16 protein-coding genes and 1 pseudogene are annotated in these 19,175 nt (G+C 66.5%); 6 read left to right on the top strand and 11 right to left on the bottom strand.

The window, feature by feature from the left end:
* Positions 1 to 178 precede the first annotated feature (178 nt).
* A complete protein-coding gene (locus QP166_RS12785) occupies positions 179 to 439 on the top strand; it encodes a hypothetical protein (RefSeq protein ID WP_333916246.1) in 261 nt (86 codons plus the stop codon).
* A 53-nt stretch (positions 440 to 492) separates the two neighbouring features.
* Here QP166_RS12785 and QP166_RS12780 read toward each other — a convergent pair whose 3' ends face one another.
* The 4 genes from QP166_RS12780 to QP166_RS12765 form a co-directional block, all read right to left on the bottom strand.
* Positions 493 to 3,768 (bottom strand): YadA-like family protein, encoded by a 3,276-nt coding sequence (locus QP166_RS12780; protein WP_333916245.1) that lies wholly within the window; start codon positions 3,766 to 3,768, stop codon positions 493 to 495.
* Positions 3,686 to 5,251 (bottom strand): beta strand repeat-containing protein, encoded by a 1,566-nt coding sequence (locus tag QP166_RS12775; RefSeq protein ID WP_333916244.1) that lies wholly within the window; start codon positions 5,249 to 5,251, stop codon positions 3,686 to 3,688. The genes QP166_RS12780 and QP166_RS12775 overlap by 83 nt, the downstream gene beginning before the upstream one ends.
* Positions 5,252 to 5,828: 577 nt before the next feature.
* Complete coding sequence (locus tag QP166_RS12770) at positions 5,829 to 8,177, bottom strand: putative bifunctional diguanylate cyclase/phosphodiesterase (RefSeq protein ID WP_333916243.1); 2,349 nt, start codon at positions 8,175 to 8,177, stop codon at positions 5,829 to 5,831.
* 2 nt (positions 8,178 to 8,179) lie between these two features.
* On the bottom strand, positions 8,180 to 8,785 hold the full coding sequence (locus QP166_RS12765; protein WP_333916242.1) for a cupredoxin domain-containing protein: 606 nt from the start codon (positions 8,783 to 8,785) through the stop codon (positions 8,180 to 8,182).
* A gap of 121 nt (positions 8,786 to 8,906) precedes the next feature.
* Here QP166_RS12765 and QP166_RS12760 point away from each other — a divergent pair, with 121 nt between their 5' ends.
* Together QP166_RS12760 and QP166_RS12755 are read left to right on the top strand one after the other, a co-directional pair.
* Complete coding sequence (locus QP166_RS12760; protein WP_333916241.1) at positions 8,907 to 9,779, top strand: DUF3034 family protein; 873 nt, start codon at positions 8,907 to 8,909, stop codon at positions 9,777 to 9,779.
* A gap of 157 nt (positions 9,780 to 9,936) precedes the next feature.
* On the top strand, positions 9,937 to 10,284 hold the full coding sequence (locus tag QP166_RS12755; protein ID WP_333916240.1) for a group I truncated hemoglobin: 348 nt from the start codon (positions 9,937 to 9,939) through the stop codon (positions 10,282 to 10,284).
* A gap of 25 nt (positions 10,285 to 10,309) precedes the next feature.
* On the opposite strand, the gene QP166_RS12750 is transcribed toward QP166_RS12755, so the two are convergent.
* Entirely contained in the window at positions 10,310 to 11,782 is a 1,473-nt protein-coding gene (locus QP166_RS12750) for a PAS domain S-box protein (protein WP_333916239.1), read from the bottom strand.
* Between the two features lie 161 nt (positions 11,783 to 11,943).
* Here QP166_RS12750 and QP166_RS12745 point away from each other — a divergent pair, with 161 nt between their 5' ends.
* Positions 11,944 to 12,213, top strand: coding sequence for a GlsB/YeaQ/YmgE family stress response membrane protein (locus QP166_RS12745; RefSeq protein WP_333916238.1), 270 nt, complete (start codon positions 11,944 to 11,946; stop codon positions 12,211 to 12,213).
* Positions 12,214 to 12,230: 17 nt separating this feature from the next.
* On the top strand, positions 12,231 to 12,755 hold the full coding sequence (locus tag QP166_RS12740) for a hypothetical protein (protein ID WP_333916237.1): 525 nt from the start codon (positions 12,231 to 12,233) through the stop codon (positions 12,753 to 12,755).
* A gap of 153 nt (positions 12,756 to 12,908) precedes the next feature.
* Here QP166_RS12740 and QP166_RS12735 read toward each other — a convergent pair whose 3' ends face one another.
* From QP166_RS12735 to QP166_RS12715, 5 genes and pseudogenes are all read right to left on the bottom strand, one after another.
* Positions 12,909 to 13,658, bottom strand: coding sequence for an HAD family hydrolase (locus QP166_RS12735; protein ID WP_333916236.1), 750 nt, complete (start codon positions 13,656 to 13,658; stop codon positions 12,909 to 12,911).
* Complete coding sequence (locus QP166_RS12730; RefSeq protein ID WP_333916235.1) at positions 13,636 to 14,298, bottom strand: glutathione S-transferase family protein; 663 nt, start codon at positions 14,296 to 14,298, stop codon at positions 13,636 to 13,638. The genes QP166_RS12735 and QP166_RS12730 overlap by 23 nt, the downstream gene beginning before the upstream one ends.
* Positions 14,299 to 14,335: 37 nt before the next feature.
* Positions 14,336 to 14,926, bottom strand: a complete 591-nt coding sequence (locus tag QP166_RS12725; protein WP_333916234.1) for an NADPH-dependent FMN reductase — start codon at positions 14,924 to 14,926, stop codon at positions 14,336 to 14,338.
* A gap of 53 nt (positions 14,927 to 14,979) precedes the next feature.
* Positions 14,980 to 15,807, bottom strand: a complete 828-nt coding sequence (locus QP166_RS12720; protein ID WP_333916233.1) for an alpha/beta fold hydrolase — start codon at positions 15,805 to 15,807, stop codon at positions 14,980 to 14,982.
* Between the two features lie 49 nt (positions 15,808 to 15,856).
* Positions 15,857 to 16,554, bottom strand: a pseudogene (locus QP166_RS12715) (pirin family protein).
* Between the two features lie 104 nt (positions 16,555 to 16,658).
* On the opposite strand from QP166_RS12715, the gene QP166_RS12710 reads away from it, so the two are divergent.
* Entirely contained in the window at positions 16,659 to 17,582 is a 924-nt protein-coding gene (locus tag QP166_RS12710) for a LysR family transcriptional regulator (RefSeq protein ID WP_333916232.1), read from the top strand.
* 3 nt (positions 17,583 to 17,585) lie between these two features.
* Here the strand turns inward: QP166_RS12710 and QP166_RS12705 are convergent, their stop codons facing one another.
* Positions 17,586 to 19,169: a Na+/H+ antiporter gene (locus QP166_RS12705; protein ID WP_333916231.1), complete on the bottom strand. Its 1,584-nt coding sequence runs from the start codon at positions 19,167 to 19,169 to the stop codon at positions 17,586 to 17,588.
* Positions 19,170 to 19,175 lie beyond the last annotated feature (6 nt).

The raw sequence follows: 19,175 nt of genomic DNA, 5'->3' as shown, positions 1-19,175 counted from the left end.
GCACGATGGTGGTCGGGCTTGGTCGCTATCCGGGCTAGTTGATCGTGCTTAACAAGCCGGTTGTGATCGGTGGCGCTTCGACCAAGGTCTAAGGGTTGGCAGTCGATTGTTGTTCGGCTCGATTGAGCAGTGACGATGCGGCACGTATTGTGAAGTTGAGTTGCAAGCGGGAGGGCACATGGCGGTAGCGGACGTTCACAAGGTCGCCGGGGCGATCGAGGCGGTCATGCACCAGGCCGACACCGCCTATATCGGGGTCGTCGCGCTGCTTCAGACCCTCCACAACCGCGGCGCGCTGACGCAGGACGAGATCAAGGCGATCGCGGATGCGATGGTCGCCTCGGTTCCGGTCGAGCGGCACCATGCCTTTGCCCAGTCGTTCGCGGGCATGTTGCCGGGCTACAGGTCGCCCAAGGCGAGCAAGATCGCCCAGGATTGACAGGTGGGGTGCCTCGGCACCCGCCTGCTGACCGTAGCCCGGCATCGCGCGGCTCAGAACTGGTACCCGATGCCGACGTTGGCACCGAGGCTCTTGCGGCTGTTGTACGTGGCGCCGAGCTTCACGATGGTATGGCCATCGGTCATGATGCGCGACACGCCCATCGCGACCGCCGACTGACCCCGGAAGGTGCCTGCGCCGAGCGAGAACATGCTCTTGCCCTCCTCGAATGGCTGCGGCATCCCGGCCATTGCCATCGCACCGGCGACCCCTGCGCTGACATCGCGGTTGACGCGGCTGAGATCGAACGAGAGCGCCGCGACGCGCTGATCGGTGTAGCTGTTGGCGGCATCGATCGCGGCACCCATTGCGCCGTTCAGCTGCGCGACGTTGACCGCATCGGTGTCTGCCGTGCCCGGTGCCAGATTGTGGAGCGCCACCGGCTTGTCGCCGTCCAGCGTGATCGAGGTTTTCCCGTCGCCATCATACTGGATCGAGCGGCTGCTTGCGGCGATGGCCTCGTCGGCCTTGGTTTCGACCGTGCTCACGCGCGTCTCGACCGAGTTCACCCGCGTTTCGACAGAGTTCACCCGCGTCTCGACGGCAGCGACCCGCGTCGTGGTCGCGGCGAGCTGAGGGCTCGTGCCACCACCGGTCTCGCCTCCGGTCGGGCCCGGTGTCGGGTTCGGGCCGACGACGGGTTCCTGGGTCGGCGAGGTGTTGTCAGGGATCCCGACTGGCGGTGCGCTCGGCGGAACCGCGTCGCTGCCACTCAGTCGTGCGTTGATCGCCTGAAGCGCGTCGCCGACGTTGGAGTACGTGACGCCGTTGAGCGTGTAGCGTGGTGCGGCCAGCGCGCCGCTCGTGCCGTCGTAGCTTGCCCCGCCGCCGAAGCCGGCGACGAACGCCGCTCCCATCGTGCCCGACACGCCCCGCAACTGGGCGACATTGACCGCGTCGGTCTCCGCCGAGCCGGCTGCCACGCCGGTGATCTGGCGGTTGCCGACCGGCGAATAGCTGTTGTCGGTGGGATTGAGGTACGAGACGTTGCGCGCGATCGCGACCTCGCCGAGCGACTGCTGGAACCCACTGACGCCAAAGGCGGTGTAGCCGCTGACGGCGCCGCGGACCGTCTGCGATGCCGAGCCGAGCGCGACGCTGCCTTCCTTGTCGGCGATGGCGCCCGAACCGATGGCGCTTGTCGCAAAGCCGCTCGCGCTGGCCAGCGTGCCGACCGCCGTCGAGCCGAAGCCCTGCGCATGCGCCACCGTACCGACGGCGGTCGAGTAGGAGTCGCGCGCTTCCGCATTGAAGCCGAAGGCCGCCGCGTAGGTCGCCGTCGCGGCGGCCATATTGCCGATCGCGACCGCCCGCGCACCTTGCGCGCTCGCCGTGTTGCCGATCGCAAGCGTGTCCGTCGCGCTGGTGACGACGTTCGAACCGATGGCGAGCGTGCCATCCCCGGTCGCGCTGTTGTTCGTGCCGATGGCGATGGCGCCGGTGCCCGAAGCGACGTTGGTGAAGCCGAGGGCGGAGGCACCGAGCCCGCTCGCCTGGTTGGTCGATCCGATCGCGGTGCTACCGTCCCCGCTCGCAACGTTGACGTGGCCGAGCGCGATCGCGCCGATCCCTGTCGCGTTGTTGTCCTTGCCGAGCGCGGTCGCGCCCGCGCCAGTGGCGTAGTTGGGATCGCCGATCGCGACCGCGCCGTCGCCGGAGGCGATGTTGCCCAAGCCGATCGACACCGCCTTGCCGTCCATTGCCTTCGCGCCGTCGCCGATCGCGACCGAGCTTGTGCCGCCAGCAATGGCATTGCGGCCAACGGCGATCGCGGCTTCTCCGGACGAGGTCGATGCCGGCCCGATCGCCGTCGAGTCGAACCCCTCGGCCGCGCTGTCGATCATCGTTGAATTCGCGCGGAAGTACTTGGTACCGACGGGGGCGGTGTCCGGGATAGTGCCCGTCCCTCCGCCCGGCGAAACCTGCACCGCAGTCAGCGACGTCTCGATCGCGCCGAATACCGACTGAACGGAGCCGTAGGATTGACCCTTGAAGGTAAAGTTGCCCGAAAAGCCGCTCGCTGGATTGTAGCGGAAGCCGCTTCCCAGTGCGTTCGCCACGGCATTGCCGGCGAAATAGAGCTGGCCGCCATTGACCGCGTCGAACGAGCCTGCGGCGACCATGCCGTCAGCGACGCCGTGCAAGCGGACCGCGCCGCTGCCCGCGCCGACGAGCGTGAGGTCCTGCGAGAGCAGGCCACCGTTCGGCACATTGGGGGTCGCAGCGTCGCTGTAGCGTACCGGCCCACGCGCGCCGGTGTCGAGTGCGGTGCCGAGCTGTCCCAAATCCTGTGCCACGCCGCCGAGCCGCGCGTCGATCGCACCGATCAAGCCCGCCTGGAGAGCCGCGACGTTGGTCAACGTGCCGACATTCTGGTTCGTATCGAACAGCTGCCCTGCCGTGGCGGCGTCACTAGAACCCGCCGCGAGCGTTCCTGCGGCGATATTGCGGAGCGTAACCGGCGTGCCAGCGGCACCGAACATCACCGCCGCGCGTGCCGGATCATCGTAGCGAACCGCGAGATCGCTCAATCCTTGGTAGCTCTGCGCCAGCGCGAACAATTGCCCGCCGTTGACGGCGTCGGTCGATCCGCTCGACAGTTGCGCATCTGCGACGTTGTGAAGGGCGACCGGTGACGGATCGCGACCGACAAGCGCCAGGCTCTGCGTGACGGTGCCGCCGTTCGGCACGGTCGGGGTCGCCGGGTTCGAGTAGCGCACCGGACCGATCGCGCCGCGCTCGGCATCGCTGCGCAGCGCCGCGATCGCATCCGCATTGGAACCCAGCAGCACGCCCTGCGCCGTGATCGTCGTGCCGAGTGCGGCGAGACCGGACCGCGCGCTCGCGAGATCGCTGGCCTGATTCGTCACGTCGCCCCGCAGGGTCGCGACGGTCGCGTTCGTGTCGGCGAGCTGGCCGCCATTGACCGCTTCGGTCGAGCCAGGCGCAATCGTTCCGGGCGCGACATTGGCGAGCAACACGGGCGCGGAATTGCCGCCACCCAGCGTGATGCGCGTGTGCGTCTGGTCGTCATACTGCACCGTTGCCGCGGCGAGGTCGTTGATCTGCTCACCGACGTCATGCAACTGGCCGCCATTGACGGCGTCCGTCGACCCTGCCGCGATCTGACCGGCCGCGACGTTGTGCACACGCACCGGGCCGGGCTGTCCACCCAGCACGGCGACGTCATTGGTTGCCGTGGTCGTCGCGACGGTCGGCGCCACAGGCGTCGTATATTGCATCGGGCTGGCGTTGCCGCTCACGGTCATGTTGCGCAGCGACAGGATCGCGTTGGCGTTGGCGGTGATCCGCGAGATCCTGGTCGCCGAGGAGCGTGCCCTGCGCCGCTACGGTGGAGCCCAAAATACCGAGCGTGCCGGCTTGCGTGGACACGAGACCTTGCAGGCTGGCGATGTTGGCGGCGGCCGTCGCGAGATCGCTGCCCTGCTGCGTCAGCGTCGCGCCCTGCGTTCCGACGGTGGTGCCAAGCGTTCCGAGCTGCGCGGTGTTGGCGGTGATGCGCACCTCATGATCGCTCACTTGCGTCTGAAGGTCGGTGACGTCGCTGCCGGTCGTGCCAAGTGTCGCGCGCAGCGCTGCGACATCGCCGACGTTGGCGCCGACGCTGGCCTGAAGCGCGCTGATATCGGTCGCCTGCCGCGCGATCTGCGTTCCTGCCGAAAGCACGTCGCCCGCAAGGGTGCCGACGGTATTCCCCAAGGACTGCAGCGTCTGGCCCTGGCCGGTAACCGTCCCGGTGAGCGCCGTCACCCCGGCGCCGAGCGTGTCGAGCGCGCCCAGGTTGGCGGTGATCCGCGCGTCCTGCTGGTTGATCGATGCCGACAGCGTCGCAACGTCGGCGACGTTGCCCGAGACGGTCGCCTGCAAACCCTGAAGCGTGTTCGCTTGCGTCGTCACCGTCGAGGTGAGCGCGCCGAGGCCAGCGTTCACCGTGTCGAGCAGGTTGGTGTTGGCGGTGAGCTGCGTGCCCTGCTGGCCGAGCGATGCCGACAGTGTCGCGACGTCGGCGACGTTGCCTGTCACGGTTGCCTGCAAACCCTGAAGCGTGTTCGCCTGCGTCGTCACGGTCGAGGTGAGCGCACCAAGGCCCGCATTCACCGTGCCGAGCAGGTTGGTGTTGGCGGTGAGCTGCGTGCCCTGCTGGCCGAGCGATGCCGACAGTGTCGCGACGTCGGCGACGTTGCCCGTAACTGTTGCCTGCAGACCCTGAAGCGTGTTCGCCTGCGTCGTCACGGTCGAGGTAAGCGCGCCAAGGCCAGCGTTCACCGTGCCGAGCAGGTTGGTGTTGGCGGTGAGCTGCGTACCTTGCTGACCGACGCTGGTCGACAGCGTGGCGAGGTTCGAGACATTGCCGGCGACGGTGGTCTGTAGGCCCTGAAGCGTCGTGCCCTGCGTCGCCAAGGTGGACCCGAGCGTGCCAAGCCCCGATGTGACGGTGTTGAGCAGGCTCGTGTTGGCGGTAAGCTGGGTCTGCTGCTGGTTGACGGAGGCGGTTACCGTCGCGAGGTTGCTGGTGTTCGCAGTGGTCGCGGTCTGGACCGACAGCAGTGTCGAGGCTTGGTTCGCAATCGTCGTGTTCAGCGTGTTGACGCTGGTGTTGAGCGTATTGGCGAGATTGGTCGTCGCCGTGATCTGCGTGCCCTGCGCACTCACCGTGGTGCCCAGCGCATTCAGGCTGTCGGACAGACCCGACAGGCTCAGTAACTGAGCAGCAGATTGCGTAGGCTGCAAGGCGGCCGCGCCCGCGAGAAGCGTGAGGCAGGTGGTATGACGAAGCCGGCGTCGAACAATTTCACGCGGACCGTAAATCCCAACAGACATATTCATCCCCGTCTGAGCAATTCCACGGGGATCTCGTTCGCTGGTTAACAAATTGAAACGGTTGAGGTTAAGATGCCGTAGACTACGACCGAAGTATAATGGGAGAACACGTTTTAATGACTGTTAACTATACTCGATGAATCTACTATGCGTGTTCCACGTTTGATATTTTGTGGCGCGACCCCGTGGTCTTGCGACTCGGAAAGAACGCGCTGTCCGAGTCGGTGGCTACGGCGACTGATGCATGAGGAAGGATGCTCCGGCCTCTGAGGCCGCAGTACTTCGCTGGCCCGTCACGTCCGCAACATGGCGGTCGCGAGAGCCTGGAGATCATGTCGAACCGGATTCGTCATTGCGAGCGCAGCGAAGCAATCCAGGGCGTCCTGATCCGGCCCTGGATTGCTTCGCTGCGCTCGCAATGACGAACGTAGGCCAGTTCTATGTCATTCGAAACTAAACGAGCAGGGTCGGCCGAGTTGTAGCGTGTTCAAGCAACAGCTGATCGGCCTCGCATGCGATCGTCCGAAGCGACAGCTGTTTTACCGCTGGCTGTCCTGTCATTGGCCATCAGCGCGGCAATCTCGCTATCCATGATCGGCTTGCTGAAGTAATAGCCCTGGATATGGCTGCATCCTTGCGCACGCAGGATGTCGAGCTGATCGGCATGCTCGACGCCTTCCGCAGTCGTTTCCATTCCCAATGCTTCGGCCAACGTCGTGATAGACTTGATGATCGCGGTCGCGCCGTCGCTATTCAGCAGATCGATAATGAAACTGCGATCGATCTTGATCTTGTCGAACGGGAAGGCGCGAAGATAGCTTAGCGAGGAATAGCCGGTGCCGAAATCGTCCAATGCGACGCGGACACCCAGGTTGCGCAAGCTGTGCAGCGAGGCGAGCGTCGTTTCCGGATTTTCGATGAACAGGCTCTCCGTGATCTCCAGCTCTAGCCGCTGCGGCGCCAAGCCGCTCTCGGCGAGCGCCTGCAGGATGACGGCGGCGAGGCCGGGGTTGCGGAACTGGACGGGGGAGACGTTCACCGCGACCCGGACGTGCTCCGGCCAGTCGCGGGCGATCCGGCACGCCTCGCGGATCACCCATGCGCCAATCGGGACGATCAGCCCCGTCTCCTCGGCCAGAGGGATGAAATCGACCGGCGAGATCAGCCCGCGCTGCGGGTGGTTCCAGCGCAGCAATGCCTCGAAGGCGGAGATACGCGCCTCCGAGAGGTTGAAGAGCGGCTGGAACATCAGCGACAGGTGACCGTGTTCGAGCGCGTCGTGCAGGTCCAGCTCCATCTGCCTCCGGCGCTGCGCCTCGGCATCCATGGCCGCCTCGAAGAAGCGGAAGCCGCCGCGCCCCTCGTGCTTCGCGCGGTAGAGCGCCAGATCCGCATTCTTGGCGAGCGTGGTCGCGTCCTGGCCATCCGGGCCGAGGATGGCGATACCGACGCTGGTGCCGGACACGATCCGGTGACCGTTCACGACGCACGGCTCCGCAACCGCGCGGATAAGGTCGCGCGCAAAGCGGGCGTGCGAGCGATGCGCGTCGTCGACCACGATCGCGAATTCGTCGCCGCCCAATCGCGCGACGAAGCCATCGCCCGCGACATCGCCCAGCCGGCCCGCGATCTCGCAGAGCAGGGCGTCGCCGGTCGGGTGACCCAGCGTGTCGTTGACCACCTTGAAGTTATCGAGGTCGAGACAGAAGAGCGCGTGTCGGCGGCCGGGCGTGGGACGGGCAAGGAGCGCGGTCAGCCGCTCGCGCAGCAACGCCCGGTTGGCCAAACCGGTCAGGCCGTCGTGCAGCGCCATGTGGGTGATCTGGCGCTCGCGCTCGCCGACGTCGTGCACCATGCGATTGAAGCTCTGTGCCAGGGTGCCGAGTTCGTCGCGCGTGGTGACGGCCACCTGCGCATATTCGCCCTGCGCCACACGGCGCGCGGCGGCGTCCAGTGTTGCGATCGGGCGCGTGATCCGCCGCGCGAGCAGCCAGCTTCCGATCATGGCCACCGCGATCCCGCCCAGCCCGCACGCCGCCAGCAGCCACAGGATCGGCGCATAGTCCGCCATGGCGCGCGTGACGCTATACTGAAGGACCAGCATCTGTGGGCGGCCTTGACCGAACGTGGCGAGCGGTGATGCCTGTACCAACAGGTCCTCGCCATCGACGTGCCGCTCCACCACCTTGCCCGAGCGCTCGAGCGCGGACAGGTTGGCCGCCGGGACGATCCGCGGTGACAGGTCGATCGACGACAGTCGCGACAATCGCTCGATCTCGCGGGCGTCCAGCGCGTTGGCGAACACGACCCAGCCGATCGTTACCGGTGCGCGGATCTCCGCGGCGGTCGCATTGAAGCGCCGGTCGCCGATCGCGAGGATACCGGTGGTGCGCCCGGCCTCCAGCGCCTCGCGCAACGCCGTCGCGTCCGCCCTGGAAAGCGGACCGCGAAAGCCGTCTACCCGCCCGTCGACGGAGACGAAGATTGCCTGGTCCAGCCGGAGGCGTGCGCGAAGTGAGTCGAGTGCGGAGGCGATCGTCGGGCCATCGCCGGTGGCCGCGGCGGTACGAAAGCCGAAGTCGGCGGCCAGCACGCGTCCCGCGTCGCCAAGCTGGGCGTAGCGCATCGTGGTCACGCGATCGAAGACCGCTGCGCCGCTCACCATCTCGCCGCGGATCATGCGCTCGGCATAGTCGCTGATACCGGTCTTGGCGGCCCCGAGCGTCGCCACGACGATCGCGGCGATCAGCGTCGCATAGAACAGCGTCAGCTTGGCCGACAGCGAGCCGGTGACCCGCCGTCGCACCATGCGTGCGAGCCCATGAAGGCGACGCATCGTCACCGCAGGTTCAGGCGTAGCTGGCGTGACAGGTCGCCGGTCGCGGCGACCGTTAATGGGAAGCTCGCCTGATTGTCCTTGGCGGCCATGCGCGGGTGCCAGACGGTCAGCGTTGCGGCACCCGCGGTGACGGCGGGAAGGCTGACATTGCCCGCAGCATCGGTCTTGCCCGCGAACGGCGTGTCGACCACCTTGATGAAGCCGCTCATCGAATCATGAATGTTGCATCCCAGCGCGACCGTTCCGGGCGTGTTGAAGGTGTAGCTGCGCGTCTCGTCACGGCCGAACAGCTTCAGTTCGAAGCGCGCCGGCTTCGAGAAGCTGTAGACGTGGTGCCGGACCTTGTCCTCGTTGGGGAAGGCGACCGTCGCGCCGACCGGTACGATCAGCACATGCGGATTGAACGCGATGTTCTTCTGCACCATCGCGAGGCGCGTCGCGGAGCGGACCGGCTGCGCGGGGATGCCCGCCGCGGGCCGAATCGTGATCACCGCGTCTTCCACCGGGCGACCGCTGGCGTCGACGACATGCACCGCAACGGTTGCGGCCTGCGCGTGCGATGCGAGACAAGCGCCGACGCAGGCGAGGAGGGCTGATCTGGTCATGACCGCCTTATGCGCGCCGTTCGTCAATCATCGGTGAACGCTAACCGCTAAATAGCTGACTGGATTGTGAAACCGCGCGGCGTCAACGCGACCTTAAGCATCGTCTGCGAATGCGGGCAGCATGTCGTACCGTCTTGTTCGCTTGCTTGCCCTGCCGTTCCTCGCGGTGACCGGCCCCGCTGCCGCCCAGCAGGTCGGGGAGCCGGGAAAGCTGCTGCTGACGAACGGCATCTCGTCGGTGGAGGGCAGCGCCGGTGGCGGGCTGACACCATGGGCGGTCATTGCCGGCAACGAGACGCGAGACGGCGTCGGGGCGCAGGCGGCGGTGACCGCGGTCGCGCTGCCCGACTATGATCTTGCCAATTATTCCATTGCGATCGGGCTGCGCGACCGGCTGGAGCTGAGTTATGCGCGGCAGTCGTTCGACACCAATAAGGTCGGCGGCGTGCTCGGGCTCGGCAACGACTTCACCTTCGACCAGGACATCTGGGGGGCGAAGGTCAGGCTGGCGGGCGACGCGGTGTTCGGGCCGAGCTGGCTGCCGGCGATTGCGATCGGCGTTCAGTACAAGAAGAACCTCGACCCGGCGATCGTGCGCGCGGTGGGCGCGCGCGAGCGATCGGGTGCGGATCTTTACCTTACGGCGACCAAGCTGCTGCTGGATCATTCGCTGTTGGTGAACGCGACCGTGCGCGCGACCAAGGCGAATCAGCTCGGGCTGCTCGGCTTCGGCGGGCCTGTCCGTGGCGGGCGACGTGCGGAGGCGGAGGGGTCCGTCGCGTATCAATTCAGTCGCCGGTTCGTCGCTGGCGCCGAGTATCGCATGAAAACCGGCCACCTGGCCTTCGCGCGCGAGGACGACGCATGGGACGCTTTCGCCGCCTATGCGATCGGGCGGCACCTCACCGCGACCGTGGCCTATGCTGACCTCGGCTCGATCGCGACCGTTGCGGGTCAGCGCGGATTGCTGGTGCAGCTACAGGGCAGCTTCTGATGCCGCTTCGAAAAGGACAGTTCCAATGATGATGTTCATCGCTCTCCTGATCGCTGCGCCGCAGGCGTTGCCGCCGAGCCCGCCAGGCGAAGAGCCGGTCGCGCCGTATCGCGTCGATCCCCGCAACGCCGGCGCCGAACCATTCCACGGGGACGGGATGGCGCGGCACTTCGGCGGGCAGGCCGGGATCCGGCGCATCGTCGACCGGTTCGTCGCAGCGAACTTTGCCGATCCGCGGATCGGTGAAATCTTCAAGAACCAGGATGCCGTGCGCCTGCGCCGCGTCATCTTCGAGCAATTCTGTTTCATCCTCAATGCCGGTTGCACCTACACCGGCCGGGACATGCGCACCGCCCACACCAACATGGGCGTGCAGCAGGCCGATATGAATCGCCTCGTGGAGAATCTGCAACGCGCGATGGCGGCCGAGCACATCCCGTTCGCGGCGCAGAACCGCTTCCTGGCAAAGCTCGCGCCGATGCGGAGGGACGTGGTTCAACGCTAGCTGCCAACGGGACGGACCGTAGCGATCAGTCCCGCTTCGAACCCATGCCGCGCTCGCGTCCCCAAACCACGGCGCCGCTGCGGCGGTTGGTCCCGATCTTCGCGTAGATACTGGCGACGTGGTTGCGCACGGTATTGCGGGAAATCGCGAGGCGTTCGGCAATCGCCGCATCGTCGAGGTCGTCGCAGACCAGATCGAGGATCTCCCGTTCGCGCGGACTTAGCTCGACCGGGGCGACATGAGGCGCGGGTCGGCGCAGCGAGGCGAGCCGGTCCAGGATAGAGCGGCTGAGCCAGCTCGCGTCCTTCAACGCCTCGTCGATCGCAGCGCCAAGCTCGGCATCACTCCGGCGGCGTTCGGTCACGTCCTGCAACACCCAGAGCACGCAGGCATCACCATGAATGCGGATCGCCTCCGCCGATGCAAGGCAATCCGTCACGATCCCTGAGCGTGTGACGATGCGCAGATCGCGATCCCGGATCGCGCCTCCCTGCGCCAGTTCGGTGGCGACCAACCGCTGCTGTTCCGGATCGTGCCATAATCCGACCTCGCGCACGGTGCGGTCGACCAATGAGCCCGCCGCATGACCGGTCAGCGCATAAAAGGCGGCGTTGATGCTCGTCAGCCGCTGGTCGGACGTCCGGACGATTGCCATCGCCACCGGTGCCATCTCGAACACCGCTCTCAGATACTGCTCACTGGCCGCGAGCGACCGTTCGGCATCTCGCCGTGGCTGAAGGTCGGCGAAGGTCAGCAGCAAGGCGTCCTCCTGCGTCACGTCGATCGGCTGACCGGCGAAGAGCACCAGGCGGCGCGATCCGTCCGCAACCAGCAGCTCGGCCTCCGTTTGCGGTATGACCTCGCCCTGTTCGATCTGCCGCTGCACGCGCGCTCGATCCGGTAAGCCGTCGATCAGATCGAGACCGAACAGCGATCGACCAAGCAGATCGTCCTCCTCGAAGGCGGTCAGCGCCAGAAAGCCCGTATTGGCCGCCACAAGCTTCATGTCGCGCTGTCGGACGATGATCGCGGGAGCGGGATTGGCGCGGAACATGGCGTCGAAGCGCGCCTGCGCATCGTAGCGTGCGGACACGTCGCTCAGCACGATGGCCAGATAGTCCGGCTCTCCACCGTCCACGTCCATCGTGACGTCGCGCACCTGATGCATCCAGCGAGCCTCGTCCTCCCCGGCCGGCGCGACTTCCACGACCAGATCGGGGATGCTTTCCCCGGCCAGCACCTTGAAGATCGGATAGTCGCGGTGGCGCATCGCTCGATGATCCGTCGTCCACAACGTGAAACGATCCGCATATCCCTCGGCCGTTCCACCGAGTGCCTCGACCGTATCGACGCCGTGCATCGCCAGTGCCGCAGGATTGGCGCCGAGGATGACGCCGGTCGGATCGAGCAGGATCACCCCGTCCAGCAACTGCGCCATCAATTGCTCCAGGTGACGCAGTTCAGGCTGGCGATCGGCGGGAGCGGAAGAAGTGAGCATGGTGGCTAAACCCGTCACCGCTCAACACCGTTCCTGCCACCGGCACCATATGGGATAGTACCGTCATACTAGTGCCGCGCCCCGGTGCGGGAAGCGCGTTTGAACGTACCTGACCGCCGGACCGTTTCCATCGCATCATTCACCACACGGAAAGACCGGTCATGGGCCTCATCATTCTTCTCATCGTCGGCGGACTGATCGGCTGGGTCGCCAGCATGATCATGCGCACGGACGGGCAGCAGGGTATCCTGCTCAACGTCGTCGTCGGCATCGTCGGCGCGCTGCTCGCCGGGTTCATCATCACGCCGCTGATCGGCGGCGCACCGATCACCAGCGGCGTGATCAGCATCCAGTCGATCGTCGTCTCGCTGATCGGCGCGATCGTGCTTCTCGCCATCATCAACCTCTTTCGCCGCGGCACCGTCCGCTGATTGCAGGAGTGACAAAGATGAACATGCAAACGGCTTCGGCCATCTTCGACACCGAGGCGGAGGCGCAGCGCGCAGTCGCGGAGCTTCGCGACGCAGGGTTGCCCGATCGCGCCCTGTCGGTCGTCACACGACGCGCAGGCGTGACAACGACGTCAGACGCCGCCGGTGACGTCACGAACGAGGAACATGGCAGCGTCGCGCGAGGTATTCTCGGCGGCGGTGCCCTCGGCGCTGGTCTCGGCGTCGCCGCATTGGCGATCCCGGGCGTCGGCCCGCTCGTCGCAGCGGGTGCGATCGCCGCGTCGGCCGTACCCGGGGCGATGGCGATCGGCGCTGCGGCCGGGGCAGCGGCGGGAACGCTGAACGAGACCCTCGCCAAGCACGGCATCGATCGGGAAGACATCGACTATTATAGCGGACGCCTCGGCCGCGGCGGTGTGCTCGTCACGGTCGATACAGGCGATGGTGCAATCTCCAGCGAGACGGTCGCGGACATCCTGCACCAAAATGGCGGCCACAATGCCGGCCGTTCTCGCCTGTAAGATACCTACCGTTCTCTGAAGTTGACGAGCCGAAGCTGCAACTTCGGCTCGTCTCTTTATGTTGATCGTGTGGCACACGGAGTTCGTGCCGTGACGGCGAACAAGCAGATCGTTGCCGCTTATGCCCCGCAGACGCGGATTTGGCCCGCACGATCAACCATTTAGCGGCGAGTTCTCGAACCCGGCCAGCAGGGCGGCGACGTCATCGTACAAGGCGACCGCACCCGCATCCTTGAGGGTTTCGTCGCTGAACTTACCCGATCGGACGCCGACGGCCGCGATGCCGCATTTGGCGGCCGCTTCGATGTCGTAAGGCGTGTCGCCGACGACGATCACCTCGCTGGCATCGAGCGGTGACAGCTTCTCGAGCGCGGCGGCGAAGATGTCGGGTGCAGGCTTGGTCTTCTCGACGTCATCCGATGTGGTCGAGAGGTCCACGATCTCACGGGCATCCAGCAGATCGAGGTGATGGTCGAGTTCATCCGACGAAGCCGACGACGCCAGCACGACCTGTCTGCCGCTCTCCTTGACCCTTGCGAGCAGATCCCTGGCAGCGGCGAAGGGCGTCACCTGCTCCAGGTACTGCGACTTGAAGATGCTGCCGTGTGCCTCGCCCAACCTTTCCTGCTCGGCTTCGTCGATGTCCGGGAGCAGTGTCGGCACCAGCATGTCGGTGCCTTTTCCGATCTGGTCGTGAACCACCTGATCGTCGAACGTTGCGCCGATCTGGCGGAACACGGCCTGCCATGCCGTGACGTGCAGGTCGTTGCTGTCCACGAGGGTGCCGTCGATGTCGAAGAGAACCGCTTTGATCGCCATGGTTTCGCTGCTCCTGCGTTGACGCTCCAACGCACGGCGAACGCCTGAGCCGCTCAAAACCTCACCCCAGGCGATCTTCTCCACTCGGCGGCGCGTTGATCGCGAGTTGCGCAGCGAAGGCGCGACGATAGGCTGGCCTGGCCTCTCCACGGGCGACATAGCCGGCGAGCGTCGGGAATTCGTCGAGCAGGCGAGTGACGCGGAAGCGCAGCAGCACCGACACCATCATCAGGTCACCCGCGCTGAAGTCGCCGTCCAGCCACTGCTTCTCGCCGAGATAGTCCGTCAGCTGCGCCAGTCGTACGCGGGCGCGGTCCTCCACCAGCCGCAGGCGTTCCTTCGCCCATGGCCGATCGGCCTCGAAAATCCGCGCGGCAGTGAGATCGAGCACGGTCGGCTCGATCGTGTTCAGCGCCGCGATCGCCCACATGATCGCGCGGGCCCGGGCATCGGGATCGGTGGGCAACAGACCCGGATGACGCTCCGCGATGTGGAGGACGATCGCGCCGGTTTCGAACAGCACGAGACTGCCATCCTCATAGGTCGGAATCTGGCCGAACGGGTGCCGTGCGAGGTGCGCTGGCTGCTTCATCGCTTCGAAGGACACCAGGCGGACGTCATAGGGCTGACCGACTTCCTCCAGCGCCCAGCGCACACGCGTGTCGCGCGCCAGCCCTTTGCCGCCGTCCGGTGAGCGTTGGAACGCGGTGATCGTGGGGTTCATCGTCGCTGCCTCCTCTGGCGGCTCTTGCGTTCCTCACCTAATAGGGTGGCGCCACGAGCGCGCGTTGCTGCCTCGCCGCCGCCGTCCACCAGGCGAGGTCGTCTGCGAAGCGCGGGAAGGCGCGGGCGAGCGACACGCCGCCGTCGCCGGTCGGCTTGCCGTCCGCGTCGAGCGTGTGGCCGATGCTGCCGACGGTCAGCGTGCTCGATATCACGACCATTCCCATCTCGGTCAGCGTGCCGTGCCAGGCGACGCTGGCGTGCGCGCCCGCGAGCCGGCCGGCCGAATAGCTGGCGATCGCTGCGGGCCGCCAGAACCATTCTTCTAGAAAGTGATCGGTCAGGTTCTTCAGCCCGGGCTGCTGACCCCAATTATATTCGCCGGTGACGAAAACGAAGGCGTCGGCGGCGCGGATCTTGCCCGCAAGCTCCTCCAGCGCGGGCGGCGCCGTACCCGCCGGATATTCCTTGTACATCCGGTCGAGCATCGGCAGCCCGATCGCCTTGGCGTCGATCAATTCGGGCGCGGCACCGCGCTCGGCAAAGGTCCGCACCAGATAGTCGGCGAGCCGGATGCCCTGCCGATCCGAGCGGTAGGAGCCGTAGAAGATAAGAATGCGGTCGGCCATCGCGCCACTCCCCTGAAAGACCGGGCGGACCATCGGCCCGCCCGGATCGTCGCTCAACCTCGGATGAACGCCAGCAGATCGGCGTTGATCTGATCGGCATGCGCGGTCGGCATCCCGTGCGGATAGCCGGGGTAGGACTTCAGCACCGCGCCGGCGACGATGTCGGCGGACAGCTTGCCGGTGGTCGCAAACGGCACGACCTGATCGTCCTCTCCGTGCATGACCAGCGTCGGGACGGAGATCGCCTTCAGATCGTCGGTGAAGTCGGTCTCTGAAAACGCCTTGATGCCCAGCGTATGCGCCAGCACGCTGCCCTGCATCCCCTGTCGCCACCAATTGCGCCGCACGCCTTCCTTCATCTCGGCGCCGTCGCGATTGTAGCCGAAGAAGGGGAGGGTGAAGTCGTAGAAGAATTGTGCGCGGTTCGTCGCGGTTTGATGGCGGACGTCGTCGAACACGTCGATCGGCACGCCGTCCGGATTGCGTTCGGTACGCACCATGATCGGCGCGACCGCGCTGACCAGCACCGCCTTGGCGACGCGTCCGGGCGCGGCGCGGGCGACATAGCGCGCCACCTCACCACCACCGGTCGAATGGCCGACATGGACCGCGTCCCGATGATCGAGCGCGTCGGTCAGCGCGATCACGTCGGCGACATAGCTATCCATGTCGTGGCCGGCCGCCGATTGCGACGATCGACCATGCCCGCGCCGATCGTGCGCCACCACGCGATAGCCCTTGTCGAGGAAGAACATCATCTGCGCATCCCAGTCATCCGCGCTGAGTGGCCAGCCGTGATGGAAATGGATGACCTGCGCGTCGCGCGGACCCCAGTCCTTGTAGAAGATCTCGGTGCCGTCGGCGGTGGTGATGAAGGGCATGGTCGGTCTCCGTGGTTCGATGGCTACGCACACAGAAAGGGAAGGAAGGTCAGGCGGCGTCGACGAGGACGATCTCGGCATCCTCGATCGCGGTGACGGTCAGCACCGCCTCGTCGGCGATCGCGGCACCGTCGCGCGCCTCGATCCGGACGCCGTTGACGTTGATCGCGCCAGTGGCAGGAACGAGATAGGCGTGGTGGCCGGCGCCGAGGCGATATTCGGCGGTCTCGCCTGCCTTGATCGTGGCGCCCAGCACGCGGGCATCGGCGCGGATCGGCAACACGTCGCCGTCGCCTTCCAGCCCAGAGGCGAGCACGATGAACTGCCCGGCGCGTTCCCCTTCGGGAAGGGCTTGGCGCCCCAATGCGGCTCGCCGCCACGCACCTTCGGCTCGATCCAGATCTGGAAGATCCGCGTGGCCTCGGTCTCGCGATTATATTCGGAGTGGCGGACGCCGGACCCGGCGCTCATCACCTGCACGTCGCCGGCTTCGGTGCGCCCGGTGTTGCCCAGGCTGTCCTGATGCGTGATCGCGCCATCGCGGACATAGGTGATGATCTCCATGTCGGCGTGCGGATGCGGCGGGAAGCCGGTGCCGGCGGCGATCGTGTCGTCGTTCCACACCCGGATCGGGCCCCAGCCCATATTGTCCGGATCGTAGTAGCTCGCGAAGGAGAAGTGATGCTTGGCATCCAGCCAGCCATGGTTGGCACCACCGAGTTTGGCGAAGGGGCGACGATCGATCATCTCTAAGCTCCTTGAAAGACACTGACATTTGTTTCGCTGAGGGCAAGATGGTGCACGAAGCGGATTGACGAAATGGCAAGTATGGCATTCCATCATTGTCGAAAATGACACGTCGACTCCCCGATCTCGAAGCATGGGCGATCTTCGCCAAGGTCGCGGAAACCGGCTCGTTTGCGCGCGCCGCGCAGGAGCTGGGGCTCGCCAATCCGACCGTCTCCAAGGCGATCGCGCGACTGGAAGCGCGAATGGGTGTGACGTTGCTCAACCGGACCTCACGCCGCCTGGCGCTGACCGAGGGCGGACGCGCGGTGCTGCCGCGAGCGACCCGCCTGCTGCGTGAGGGCGAGGCGGCGGAGGACGAGGCGAAGGAGCAATCCGCGGTTCCGCGGGGACGCGTACGGATCAGCGCGCCGGTGTCGTTCGGGATCGGCTATATGGCCGCCATCCTGCCAGCCTTCATGGCCGCCTATCCCGAGGTAACGCTGGACCTCGCATTGAGCGACCGGCACGTCGATCTGGTCGCGGGCGGGTTCGATCTTGCGCTCCGCATCGCACGGCTGGAGGACAGTTCGCTGGTCGCGCGGCGTCTGTGTACGGTGCGGCTGCTGCTGGTCGCGTCACCGGCCTATTGGGAAGCGGCGGGACGGCCGACGCATCCCGCGCAGCTCGCCCGGCATCGCGCGCTCGCCTATAGCGGGGCGGCCAATCCCGGCGTGTGGCGGCTGACGCATCCGCAATTCGGCGAGGAGACGATCACGCCGCCGGTGGCCTTGTGGGCGGACAATGCCGACGTGCTGACCCCGGCGCTGCTGGCCGGGCAGGGCATTGCGATGCAGCCCGAATTCCTGGTGTGGCGCGAGTTGCGTGCGGGTACGCTGGAGGCGGCGATGCCGGAATGGGCCGCACCGGTGCTGGCGCTGCACCTCGTCATGCCGCCCTCCACGTTGCGGCCGGTGCGCGTTCAGGCGGTGATCGATCATCTCGCGCTCGCCTTGGCGAAGGCTCCCTGGGCGCTCCCGTCCGAATGACCGTCAACCCTTGGCGGCGATCGCGCCAAGTTCCTCCAGATCAAGGTCGTGTTCGAGATCGTGGAGCGTCTCGTCGTCGATCCGTCCGGTGCGATGCAGCCGCACCAGCTCGGCGCGCCCTGCCTCCACCGCGGCGATGATGACGTCGAAGTGGCGCGCGATCGCTTGGGTTCGTTCCTCCGCCGTGCCCTCGAAGGTCTCCCCGGCGGTGGCGCGCGCACGATAGCGGCGCAGAAGCTGCGGATGGATCAGCTCCCCGTGATCGTCATGCGCATGACGCTCGACCGCGTCGAGTTGCGCGCCGAACATCGCGCGCTCGGCGGACATCAGGTCGAGCGGTGGCAGCGTGGCCGGGTCCTCGCGCGGGCGAGCGCGTCGGATGACCCAGCCGAGCGAGGTGCCCTGCACCAGCACCGTGACAAGGATCACTGCAAAGGCAGTGACCAGCATCAGGTCGCGCGCGGGCATGGTCTCGGGCAACGACAGCGCGACCGCCAGCGTCACCACTCCGCGCATCCCCGCCCAGCTCATGACCAGCGCCGCGCGACCACCGAGCGGGCGCGCGACGGTCACGCCGATACGGCGCAGCAGCGCGACGATCGCATCGGCGCCGAAGATCCATACGAACCGCGCGACGATCACCGCAGCGACGATCAGCAGCACCGGCATTGCCATCGTATCGACGATGCCGGCCGGGGTGCCGACCCGGTCGAGAAGCCCGCGCAGCGACAGACCGATCAGCGTGAACACTGCCGCCTCCAGCAGGAACATCAGCACCTGCCAGAAGGCGAGCGCGCGGATGCGGACGCTCGCGCTGAACACGACATGCTGATACCAGCCGCAGATCAGGCCGGCGGTCACCACGGCAATCACCCCGGAGACGTGTAGCAGTTCGCCCGCGATATAGGCGCTCCAGCAGACGAGCATCGTCGCCGCGATCATCAGCGTGTCGTCACCCAGCCGGCGCAGCAGCAACACCCACAGCCCGGCGATCGCCGCGCCGACCGCCACCCCGCCGATCACGAGCAGCACGAAGGTGCCGGTCGCCGCGCCAAGGCTGAAGGTGCCGGTCAGCACCGCGGCGATCGCGAAGCGAAACAGCACCAGACCGGCGGCATCGTTGAGGAGGCTCTCGCCTTCTAGAAGCGTCGAGAGGCGTCGGGGCAGCCGGACCTGCTGCAGCACCGCACGCGCCGAAACCGCGTCGGGCGGCGACAGGATCGCACCCAATGCGACGGAGGCGGCCCATGGCAGCGCGGGGAGCAGCAGCTTCGTGACGACCGCGACCACGGCGGTCGTGAAGAATACCGCGCCGATCGCGAGCGACAGGATGCCGGCCATATGGCGGCGAAACGGCGCGATCGCGGTGAACCACGCGCCGTCCATCAGCAGCGGCGGCAGGAAGAAGACGAGCACCAGCTCGGGGTCGATCGTGATTCCCGGCAAACCCGGCACGAACGCGACCGCGCCGCCCCCGACGATCAGCGCCGCGGCGGGTGGCAACGACAGTCGCCGCGCAAGATAGTGCAGCCCCACGATCACGAGGAACATCGCGATGATCAGCTCGAACCCCGCCGCCGCATGCATGTCGCC

The sequence above is a fragment of the Sphingomonas sp. LR60 genome (genome assembly GCF_036855935.1).
Taxonomy (GTDB): Bacteria; Pseudomonadota; Alphaproteobacteria; order Sphingomonadales; family Sphingomonadaceae; genus Sphingomonas.
Note: the sequence above shows the minus strand (reverse complement) of the source record. Positions and strands in the feature narration are given on the sequence as shown.